11 protein-coding genes and 1 pseudogene are annotated in these 9760 nt (G+C 59.7%); 9 read left to right on the plus strand and 3 right to left on the minus strand.

Annotated features, from left to right (window positions below; genetic code table 11):
• Nucleotides 1–2 precede the first annotated feature (2 nt).
• Complete coding sequence (locus NW804_RS07350) at nt 3–938, plus strand: ABC transporter ATP-binding protein (protein WP_414423211.1); 936 nt, start codon at nt 3–5, stop codon at nt 936–938.
• Entirely contained in the window at nt 935–1717 is a 783-nt protein-coding gene (locus NW804_RS07355; RefSeq protein ID WP_414423212.1) for an ABC transporter permease, read from the plus strand. Before NW804_RS07350 ends, NW804_RS07355 begins: the two co-directional genes overlap by 4 nt.
• A 7-nt stretch (nt 1718–1724) precedes the next feature.
• On the opposite strand, the gene NW804_RS07360 is transcribed toward NW804_RS07355, so the two are convergent.
• A complete protein-coding gene (locus tag NW804_RS07360) occupies nt 1725–2252 on the minus strand; it encodes a TM2 domain-containing protein (protein WP_414409815.1) in 528 nt (175 codons plus the stop codon).
• A 211-nt stretch (nt 2253–2463) separates the two neighbouring features.
• Here NW804_RS07360 and NW804_RS07365 point away from each other — a divergent pair, with 211 nt between their 5' ends.
• A complete protein-coding gene (locus NW804_RS07365) occupies nt 2464–2748 on the plus strand; it encodes a hypothetical protein (protein ID WP_414405881.1) in 285 nt (94 codons plus the stop codon).
• A 13-nt stretch (nt 2749–2761) separates the two neighbouring features.
• On the opposite strand, the gene NW804_RS07370 is transcribed toward NW804_RS07365, so the two are convergent.
• The gene (locus NW804_RS07370; protein WP_414409814.1) at nt 2762–3268 is read right to left on the minus strand and encodes a MarR family winged helix-turn-helix transcriptional regulator; all 507 of its coding nucleotides are present in this window, start codon (nt 3266–3268) and stop codon (nt 2762–2764) included.
• Nucleotides 3269–3620: 352 nt separating this feature from the next.
• Here NW804_RS07370 and hisD point away from each other — a divergent pair, with 352 nt between their 5' ends.
• From hisD to NW804_RS07395, 5 genes are all read left to right on the plus strand, one after another.
• Nucleotides 3621–4934 carry a histidinol dehydrogenase gene (gene hisD, locus NW804_RS07375; protein WP_414423213.1) on the plus strand — a complete coding sequence of 438 codons (1314 nt, stop codon included), beginning with the start codon at nt 3621–3623 and terminating at the stop codon, nt 4932–4934.
• Nucleotides 4935–5121: 187 nt separating this feature from the next.
• Complete coding sequence (locus tag NW804_RS07380; RefSeq protein ID WP_414420748.1) at nt 5122–5757, plus strand: hypothetical protein; 636 nt, start codon at nt 5122–5124, stop codon at nt 5755–5757.
• Nucleotides 5758–5774: 17 nt separating this feature from the next.
• A complete protein-coding gene (locus tag NW804_RS07385; protein WP_414396446.1) occupies nt 5775–6080 on the plus strand; it encodes a hypothetical protein in 306 nt (101 codons plus the stop codon).
• 4 nt (nt 6081–6084) lie between these two features.
• Nucleotides 6085–7218, plus strand: a complete 1134-nt coding sequence (locus NW804_RS07390; RefSeq protein WP_414423214.1) for a tetratricopeptide repeat protein — start codon at nt 6085–6087, stop codon at nt 7216–7218.
• A 478-nt stretch (nt 7219–7696) separates the two neighbouring features.
• On the plus strand, nt 7697–8503 hold the full coding sequence (locus NW804_RS07395) for an RNA polymerase sigma factor SigF (RefSeq protein WP_414420750.1): 807 nt from the start codon (nt 7697–7699) through the stop codon (nt 8501–8503).
• A 195-nt stretch (nt 8504–8698) separates the two neighbouring features.
• Here NW804_RS07395 and NW804_RS07400 read toward each other — a convergent pair whose 3' ends face one another.
• A complete protein-coding gene (locus NW804_RS07400; RefSeq protein ID WP_414420751.1) occupies nt 8699–9481 on the minus strand; it encodes a hypothetical protein in 783 nt (260 codons plus the stop codon).
• A 97-nt stretch (nt 9482–9578) separates the two neighbouring features.
• Here NW804_RS07400 and NW804_RS07405 point away from each other — a divergent pair.
• Nucleotides 9579–9760 (plus strand): annotated as a pseudogene (locus tag NW804_RS07405) (hypothetical protein); the annotation flags it as partial.

A 9760-nucleotide genomic window follows, 5' to 3' on the forward strand; every position in this document is an offset into this window, starting at 1 on the left:
TCATGAAGGTTCTCGAAGTGCACCACCTCCAGAAGACCTACCGGCAGGGAGGCAAGCAAGTGCAGGCGGTGGTGGATGTCTCCCTAACGCTAGCAGCAGGGGAGATCCTGGCTTTTCTGGGGCCCAACGGGGCAGGCAAGACCACCACCATCAAGATCATCGCTGGTCTGATCCGGCCTGATGCCGGCAGCGTGCGCATCCTTGGACGGGATCCCCACACTGAGCCTGGAGCGCTGGCCCAGGTGGGGGCGGTGCTGGAAGGCAACCGCAACCTCTACTGGCGGCTGACCCCCTTGCAGAACTTGGAGTACTTTGGCGTGCTGCGGGGGCTGTCTCCTAAAGCTGCTCGGCAACGGGGGCTAGAGCTGTTGGAGACCTTGGGCCTGGGGGAGAAAGGGGAGGTTGCTGTGCAAACCCTTTCCCGCGGCATGCAGCAGAAGGTGGCCATCGCCGTTGCCCTCCTGCACCAGCCAGCTCTGCTGTTGTTGGATGAGCCCACCTTGGGGTTGGACGTGGAGGCGGCGCAAGCGGTGAGATCCCTCATCCGCCAAATTGCTGCTTCGGGTCGGGCCATTCTCCTCACCACCCACCAACTGGACGTAGCTGAGGCGCTCTCGAACCAAGTGGCTGTAATCGAGCGAGGAACGATTCTCGTCCAGGCCCCCACGCAGGAGTTGATCCGGCAGTTTGCCAGCGCAGCCGGTACTTATCGGATTGAGTTGGAACAGGAGCTGGATCCCAGCCGGGCGGAACGCCTAGCCCAGCAAGGGGTGGAGATTCTCAGCTCTCATCAGTTGCGGTTTAGGGGCTTCTCGGAGGCTCTGTATCAAGTGCTAGAGATCCTCAAGCCCTTGCCCCTGCTCAGCGTCAAGCGAGAGGAAGCCGATCTCACCCACATTTTTCTCAAGCTGCTGAAAAGGGGAAAGAAGCAGGGATGAGGCCACTGCTGTACCTGTTTTGGGCGGAGCTAAAGCGCACCTGGATCCAGTACATCCGCTATCCGGCAGAAGCCCTGGGCGGGATCCTCATCACCACCTTTTTCTTCTATGCCCTTTTTGCTGGCGCTCAGTATGTGGCAGGGCCAGCTTCCCAGTTTGGCGAACGGCTGGATGCGGTGGTGATTGGCTATGTGCTCTGGACGCTGGTCATTTTTGTAGTGAACGACATTGCCCTCAACCTGCAGGTGGAAGCCCAGACGGGGACGCTAGAGCAGGTGTTGCTCTCGCCGTTTTCCGCAGCCACGCTGTTTCTGGCGCGGGCTTGTGCCAGCTTGGTGTTGCGCCTTGCCATTGTCGTCGTCGTTTTGGGGATCATTTTGTTGCTCACGGGCAGCCGGCTGCGCTTTCCCCCCAGCTTGGTGCTGCCGCTTTTGAGCGTGGTGCTGGGGGCCTATGGCTTCTCGTTTTTACTGGGATCCGCCGCCTTAATCTGGAAGCGCATTCAACAACTGCTGATCCTGAGCCAGTTTGGCCTCCTCTTTCTCCTGGCTACCCCCACGGAAGAGTGGTCGGGAGCTCGGAAGTGGCTGGGACAGATGCTGCCCATGACGGCAGGGGCCGGCCTGCTGCGAGACGTAATGGTACGGGATGCAGGTCTGGATCCCCTGCGGCTGCTCGTAGCTCTAGCCAGCGGCATTTTCTACTTTGGCCTGGGGTTGCTAGCCTTTCGCCGGGCGATGCGGCTGGCCAAACAGCGCGGCCTCCTGGGATCCCAGTAGGGCGTGGTCAAAGGGAGCGGGGTTCGCCAGGGGAGCGCAACAGGTGAGGGAAGTGATATTCCACTGCGCCGGTGGTTAGGTTGTTCTCAGGGGAGGCAATGCCCCGTCGGCTCAGCTCTCGCAGCGCCTTTTCAATCTCGTCAAAGTCAGCAGGCAGTTCGATGGCAATCTCCGAGAGGGTGAGGATCCCCTGGCGACGCTGGGCTAGCCGTAGGATTTCCCGCATCAAAGCCTGACCCTTGAGGGGCTGCGGGGTTGCTGAGACAGTTTTTGCCGGAGACGAGGAAGGTCGGGATCCCTGCAGGACGGCTAGCTTAAGGTTGTAGTTGTCCACCATGCCCGGGATCAAAAACAGGTCAATCAACTGGCCAATTCCCAACAGGCCAAAGGTGAAAAGCCAGAGAATGCCTGTGCCCATCTTGCCCAGGTAAAGGCGATGGACACCACAGATGCCGAAGATGCCCAACGCCCAGAGAAGATAGGCGGTGCCGACAGATTTGGACTCAGCGGGGGGCAGCAGGTAGCGAGAACTCATGGAGGTTAACAGGGTAGCTTTGAGCAGGTACTCCCAGTTTAAAGGGGCAGAAGAGAGCTAGCAAAGCCGACCCTTAGGAGCCGTCGGGAGCTCCTCTCTAGGCTGCTGCCTGAGGAAGGTAGCCTCAAGGGGGATCAATTCCCTCACCCCAAAAAACTCCGTCCCCTTGACACAAGCAGCAGGTACACCCACACAAAGATAAAGAAGTGTAATGCTTGCAATGCTTGAGCCCATCTTAATTGGGTTAAGTGCTGCGCTCTGGGGTCTCCTCTGGGGCTACGCCACGCTGCTAGTTGTGCTGGTGAACTTCAAAGAGCAGGGATCCGTTTACGCCTACCCCATGCAGGCGGTGCTGGATCGCTTCGTGGAGTCCCTGGGGTTGAGTTGGCTCAAGGAGCTGCATGCTATGCAACTGCAGCCACTGCGCCGGATTAGCTACACCCTCTTTGCCGCCGTTACTCTAGGTATCGTCTTTGTGCTCTGGGTTTTAGGGTAGGCAGAAGGCCTTCTCAACAACTCTCGGTCTGCCCCTGAGGGAGATTGAAAATAGACTGCAGCTTTTTTAGGCAGGCCTGGATCTGGGCTATCTCTTCCGGATCCAGCTTCTGAAAGCGCTCCCTTAGGTAAGCCACGTGGGCTGGGAAGACTTGCGCAAACAGTTTTTCCCCCGCTTCGGTGAGCACAATCCTGAAGCAGCGGCGGTTTTCCGGCGGCACCTCGCGGCGCACCAGGCCCTTTTGTTCCAGGCGATCCACGATCCCGGTCAGCGTTCCTTTGGTAACTAGCGTTTTCTCAGCCAGGACGTTCATCGTCAGGCCAGGGGTGTTGCCGAGGGTTACCAAGACCTCAAATTGGGGAGGAGTCAGCCCTGTCTGGCGGATGTGAGCGGCGGCGTAGTTCTCAAAAGCTTGGTAGGCCCGCGCCAGATCCTGCAGCAGCCCCAAGAAGGGCTCCTGGGCCACTGCCACCGAAGGCTGAAGGGCTTGCTCTTCGGGAAGCTGAGTAGATGTGGGCATGGTTAGCAATCGCTGCAGGCGACTGACTTGTCAACAACGGTTTTAGCTTCACCATAACTCACTGTGATATAGTCCTAACGCAAATTAATACTCCCTGGAACAGTTCCCAACTTTGGAGGTTCTGGCTGCTGAGGGGAGATGCCTCATTACAGATCTCTGAATAGGGCTGGAGCAGGAGCAGGGTTCTTTGGAGCGGAAGATCCAGGCTAAGCTATGACCATAGCCCCTGTGGAGCGCCCTAGGCGCAGACGGGATCCCTCTCTGGGAGCCCGGGAGGCCAGGGCAGGAAAAGCCCCCTCTGCCGCCGGCTCTCTCGCTCTCTGCCTACGGTACGCCAGGCAAAGGAGTTGCCATGCTGAGAATTGTTACCCAGCTAGCCGAGGCCGAAGCCGAGCTCAGACGGATCTCGGAGCGCACCCAGGCAGACCAAAACCTGCATCGCGAGGCAACTGTGCGGGAGATCCTGCAGACAGTACGCCGCCAAGGGGATCGGGCCTTGCTGGCCTACACGGCAGAGTTTGACCAGGTGGAGCTGAGCGTTGCCGACCTAAAGGTCTCGGGGGCGGAGCTGGAGGCGGCCTACCAGGCGGTATCGCCGCAACTGCTCTCGGCCCTGCGCCTAGCCAAACAGCGCATCGAAGCCTTCCACCGGCAGCGGGTGCCCAGCAGTTGGGTAAGCTTTCCTGGCCCCGAGATTGTTTTGGGCAAGCAGTACCGCCCGGTGGATCGCGCTGGCCTCTACATTCCGGGGGGTCGCGCCGCCTATCCCAGTACGGTGTTGATGAACGCCATTCCTGCCAAGGTGGCAGGGGTGCCGGAAATTGTCATGGTGACCCCGCCGGGATCGGACGGCCTAGGGGGCAAGGGAATTAACCCAGCCATTCTGGTCGCTGCCCAAGAAGTGGGCATCCACACCATCTATCGCGTCGGCGGGGCCCAGGCCATTGCAGCGCTGGCCTACGGAACCGAGACCATCCCCAAGGTGGACGTGATCGCCGGCCCCGGCAACATCTACGTAACCCTGGCCAAAAAGCTGGTGTATGGCACGGTAGGCATCGACTCCCTGGCCGGGCCCTCGGAGGTGTTGATCATTGCCGATGAGAGCGCCAACCCCCTCTACGTTGCCGCCGATCTCCTGGCCCAGGCCGAGCATGATCCCCTAGCGGCGGCTATCCTGCTCACTCCCGACCTCCGGCTGGCCCAACAGGTGCAGCAGGCGGTGGCCAGGCAGCTCGAGGAGCATCCCCATCGCCTCCTGGTGGAAAAGGCAGTGGCCAACTACGGGCTGATTGGGGTGGTGCCCGATCTGGCCACGGCGGTCAACTTGTCCAACCAGTTTGCGCCGGAGCACCTGGAGCTTCAGGTGGCGGATCCCTGGGCCCTGTTGGACGCAATTCGCCATGCGGGGGCCATCTTCTTGGGACATTTCACCCCAGAGGCGGTGGGGGATTACCTAGCTGGGCCCAGCCACACCTTGCCCACGGCAGGGGCAGCCCGCTACGCCTCGGCGCTGGGGGTAGAAACCTTCCTGAAGCACTCCAGCCTAATCCAGTACGGCTCAGCGGCTTTGCAAGAGGTGGCCGGCGCCATTCAAGCCCTGGCGCAAGCTGAGGGGTTACCCGCCCACAGCCGGTCAGTCCAGGTGCGGCTGTCAGCGAAGTCCTAGCCAGCAGCTAAGGCGGAGGGTTGGGCAAATGGGGGGCTGGCTCAGGGGAAGCTGGCTGGGGCAACTGGGGAGGGCTCTGGTAGCGGCTTGGATCGGGGCAGGGGGGAGCGCTGTCTGGCCGAGGGCTATAGCGACGGCTGCCCCAGAAAGCTTCTCCCCCTCGCCTTTACCCATTCCCTGGGAGTGGGTGTACGACTTGCAGGAAAAGGCACAGGAGCGGCAGTGTACGCTGGTGGGCCTGCTGCGCAGCCAGCCTCTCGTGGCTCCGGATTCCCACTGGCAGGTGTACACGCGGCTAAATTGGGTTGTCACCCCCTCCGGAGGCCAGTTGACCAGCGTGCTGTTTGCCGAAAACACCCGTAGCCGCGCTCTGCAGGTTCTCTACCAAACCTCGGTAGTCGGGGGTAATCCTGAGGATCCGCTGGATTTTGCTGTGCTCCTGCCCATGGCTTGGCAGGAGAAGACTTTGCTGGTGAAGGAGTACTCGGGCTGGCTCCAGACAGACTTAAGCTGGGATCGGGCGGTGATCTGGCCTTTGCCGGCAGACTCAACCGAGATCCCGCCAGTGCAAATCTGGGATCCGCCACCGGCCTTGGCCTATGCGGAGCTGCTAGGCTGGGATCCCGAGGCAAGAGGACGGGTGCTGTTTGCCGTCGCTGACAGCCTTGGAGAAATGCCCCGCTTGGTTAGTGTAGGTTCAGACGGCCAGGTGTTGCTGCGAGCACCTGCTGTTCCTCTTCCCCAAACCGCCTCTTCTCCGGAGGGGTGGCAGCCGGTGATGGCGGAACCCCTGTGTCATCAAAGCCGTTTTGGGGTGAAGTAGACCGTGGGAGCAACACTATGCCTAGACCCATCGTGCGGCGTGGTTGGCCGCGGGAGGCCTTTGTGGGAGATATCATCGTCTGTACCCTGGAGGGATCTCATCTGGATCAGGTAACCGAGATCCGGGTCAGCCCGGCGGGCAAGGGGATCCGGGTTAGCTTTGGGGATCCCTTGGGGCGCTCCCAAGAGCCGGTGCAAGCTAGTGCCGAGGCGCTGACGGTTACCTTTGAGATCGATCCCAGCACCTACCCCGGCGAAAAGCGCATTGAGCTGATCTCGCCAGCAGGACCTAGCGATCCCCTGCCCTTTCTGGTGATGATGTAGGGTCATGCCGCTTGCAACCGCCTCAACTGACCTGGGCGCGCTGGTACTAGGGGTGGGTCTGTTGCTCCTAGTGGGAGGCTGGGCCTGGGGGCTGCGGCGGCAGCGGCGGGCTGCTCCTCCAGAAGCTGTTTTGCCGGCAACGGCGGTTGACCTCTCTGCCCTTACGGCGGAACAGGCAGCCCAACTGCAGCCCTTCGAGCAGGCAGTGGCAGACCGGCCACGGGATCCCATTGCCTGGTACAACCGCGCCACCGCCCTCGACCAACTGGGACAGGCGCAAGCCGCCCTGGCCAGCTACGACCGCGCCCTAGAGCTGAAGCCGGACTTTCCCGAAGCTTGGAACAACCGAGGTTCTCTTCTGGACGATCTTGGCCGTCATCAGGAAGCGCTGGCCAGCTACGAGCGGGCTTTGCACCTAAAGCCGGATTTTTTTGAGGCCCGCTTTAACCAGGCCAACACGCTGCGGCAACTGGGCCGTTACCAAGAGGCGCTGCGCGCCTACGAGCAGGCTCTCACCCTCCGCCCCGACAGTGCGGAAGCGTGGCATCTGCGCGGGCTGACCTTGGCCTCTCTAGAGCGATGGCAGGAAGCAGTGAACAGCTACGACAAGGCCCTGGACCTCAACCCCAAGGATCCCCGGGTTTGGCAAAGTCGCGGGCTGGCTCTGGTGCATCTGGAGCGCTACGCCGAGGCTCTGGCCAGCTACGAGCAAGCCCTGCAACTGGGATTGGAGTCGGTCTCTCTCTGGGCCGGCCACGCCTTTGCCCATCACCGCCTGGGCAACTGCATGGAAGCTCTCAACAGCTACGACCGCGCTCTCGCCCAGGATCCCCAGCGCTCCCAGCTCTGGCTGCAGCGCGGCTTGGTGCTGATGGACTTGAACCTCTACAGGCTCGCCCTCCAGAGCTTTGACCGGGCCGTGGAGCTGGATCCCGACAATGCAGAGGCCCACTATGCTAAAGCCTGCTGCTGCGCCTGGGAAGGCCAACTGCCCCAGGCCCTCCAAGCCCTAGAGCAAGCTCTGCGGCTGCAGCCGGAACGCTACCGCCCCCTGCTTGCCTCTGAACCCTATTTCGATCCCATTCGCGGTGAACCGAGTTTTGCAGCCTTCCTGAGAGCGCACCCCTGTCGCGAATGAGGACTAGAGGAAAGCCCAACGCCCCTGACGCGAACAGCTCCACCGTCTGCTTCCTGAGTTCCAGAGTACCCCAGAGGACACACCGGCAATAGCAATCCGACCTTCCACCGAAGACGGAGGGTTTCCGGGAGAAGGGTGTTGACTGCCGCGGAAAAGCTGGTCAAACTGAGGGCGCTTCAGTATCCTAGCAAATCTCAAAATTGTGTTTCTGCTAACACCTGGTAGCATTCTTATGGCTACAACTTAACTCGACCTGCTTGTAGATCGCAGTTGAGCCCAACGGCAGAAAATCGGTATCGCTTTGCACCCCCTGCTTTTGAGCTGCTTGGCCGCCGATCCAGCCTTGAGGGGCTCTAGCTCAATTGGTCAAAGAAAAGCAGTTTCTATAGTAATGGCTCCGCAACAGCCTCCTCTCGAGGATTCTGACCTCCCAAGGCCGCCGACAAGCCCGGCTTCCCCCTCTTCGGCCAAATCCAGCATGGGCAGTTCTGGATCCCCGACTGGGCGCGCGCCTAGGGCATCTAGACCTGGAGATGTTAAAACCCAAACCTTCGAGCTGTTGCGGCTGTACCAGCAAACTCGGGATCCGGCCCTGCGCAATCGACTGGTGGAGCTAAACCTAGGATTGGTGCGCAAAGAGGCCCACTACTGGCGGAACCAATGCAATGAGGGATACGACGACCTAGTACAAGTCGGCTGCCTAGGCCTCATTCAGGCCATCGAGCGCTTCGACGTCAGCCGCGGCCTGGCCTTCAGCTCCTTTGCCATGCCCTACATTCGCGGAGAAATTCAGCACTACCTGCGAGACAAAAGCCCGGCAGTGCGGCTCCCTCGCCGCTGGACCACCCTGCAGCGACAGGCCAAGAAGGTAATTGCGCGCCTGAGACAAGAGTTGGGCCGTCCTCCCTCTGAGGCGGAGGTGAGGGAAGCCCTCAACCTAACAGAGCAGGAATGGCGAGAGCTGCAGCTGGCCCAACAAAACAGCCTTTTGCTCAGCCTAGATGCTCCCGTACAGGTTGAAGAAGACAGCGTTGCTCTAGGGGATACCATTCCCGATCAGCGCTACCGCAGTTTTCAACTGGCCGAAGAAGATCGCATCCGCCTGCAAAATGCCTTGGCCAAGCTGGAGGAGCGCACCCGACAGATTTTGGAATTTGTTTTCTTCTACGACCTCACCCAAAAAGAAACAGCAGAGCGGCTGGGAATCAGTGCCGTTACCGTTTCCCGACGGGTCAAAAAGGGCCTGGAGCGCTTGGCTAAGCTGCTGAGTCAGGACATTTTTTAGGGCGTTGCCGAGAAGGAAGATCCCTGGGCTTCGCGACAGTCTCCAGCGCTTTTCCAGGCAGATCTGAACCCTCTCCCAAAGTGGAGATCAAGGCGACAAAGAGCCTCACAACGATTTTCCCGTAGTCCAAGGCTTTGGTTACTTCAATATCAGTGCAGTATCCTGGTCGAAATAGCTGTAACTTGTGTCTTCGCTTTAATCTTTTTTGTCTCGAGCTTTGTCTGAAGCTTGATCTTTGTCTTGGGAACAATTTGCTCCCCGGTTCTGCAGTTGGCTTAGTTGGGAGCGCACCTGCAAGGCAATTTGCAAAGCAGCATCCAAAAGCTGCGACTGTTCGCTGGCCTGTTCTCTTAGCTGGAGCGCAGTCAGAGCTGCCAGCTCGTCGCCGAAGAACTCCCTTTGCTGCTCAATAAAGTCTTTGTTCTGCCGCAAGATCCGTTCAGTTTTCAAGGCGCGGATTAGGTCGCTGCGAGTCAGCTTCAGAGTCTCGATGATCTGATCCCGCTGGGGCAGCTTGGCCTCAGGATTGCCCGCCTCTACCAATTCATCGTTGATGTGAATGGCTTGAATGAGCCGATTGTAGCGATCTACTTCTTCTAGCAAGTTCAGCAAGAGCGGCATGCGGCGGCTGCGGAAAATCCAATAGGCTTGGCCCAAAGCGGCAATGGCTGTCAGGATTCCCCATTCCACCAGCCAACTTTCCCAACTGCTGCGCAGGCCAGGGATCAAAATTCGCCCCACCAAGGTCAGCAGGGATCCCCCTGACCAAAAGGTCAAGAAACGGCAGAACAAATCCAGCACCAACAGCAGGCCCAGCAGATCCCAAAAGGCGGAGAACTGGCGCAGCCAGTCTTTCCAGCGACGGATAGGCCGAGGTCGGTACAGCCAGGCTATGGGTACCCCAGAAAGGTTTTCCACCAGAAAAGGGGAAATGACCAGCTCTTGTAAATCCCGCCGCATGGCCATGGACTCTGCCAAGGGCTAAGTTTTCCACCCAATTCTACTGCCGGCATCTTAAGATCCTGCTGAGATCCCTTCTCAGGGGTAAAAGCTGGCCAAAGAGGAGACAAGCAGGGTGAGTAGCCAACTACGCCAACTGAAGGCACCTCTGGTTGAAGCGGAAAACTTTGCCCCCTACGGGCAGGTGATCTACCCCGCTCCCGACGATAAGCCTTTCGACCGCTACACCACCACCCTCTACGACTGCGACCCTCAGGCCGCGCCAAGGCCCGCTGCCTTGACGGAAGGGCTAGGGAT

The sequence above is a fragment of the Synechococcus sp. WC10meta genome, from assembly GCF_047461475.1.

Bases quoted from the DNA above. Each gene is read 5' to 3' on its own strand.
- NW804_RS07350 (WP_414423211.1), top strand. From the start codon at position 3: ATGAAGGTTCTCGAAGTGCACCACCTCCAGAAGACCTACCGGCAGGGA.
- NW804_RS07355 (WP_414423212.1), top strand. From the start codon at position 935: ATGAGGCCACTGCTGTACCTGTTTTGGGCGGAGCTAAAGCGCACCTGG.
- NW804_RS07360 (WP_414409815.1), bottom strand. From the start codon at position 2,252: ATGAGTTCTCGCTACCTGCTGCCCCCCGCTGAGTCCAAATCTGTCGGC.
- NW804_RS07365 (WP_414405881.1), top strand. From the start codon at position 2,464: ATGCTTGCAATGCTTGAGCCCATCTTAATTGGGTTAAGTGCTGCGCTC.
- NW804_RS07370 (WP_414409814.1), bottom strand. From the start codon at position 3,268: ATGCCCACATCTACTCAGCTTCCCGAAGAGCAAGCCCTTCAGCCTTCG.
- hisD (WP_414423213.1), top strand. From the start codon at position 3,621: ATGCTGAGAATTGTTACCCAGCTAGCCGAGGCCGAAGCCGAGCTCAGA.
- NW804_RS07385 (WP_414396446.1), top strand. From the start codon at position 5,775: ATGCCTAGACCCATCGTGCGGCGTGGTTGGCCGCGGGAGGCCTTTGTG.
- NW804_RS07390 (WP_414423214.1), top strand. From the start codon at position 6,085: ATGCCGCTTGCAACCGCCTCAACTGACCTGGGCGCGCTGGTACTAGGG.
- NW804_RS07395 (WP_414420750.1), top strand. From the start codon at position 7,697: ATGGGCAGTTCTGGATCCCCGACTGGGCGCGCGCCTAGGGCATCTAGA.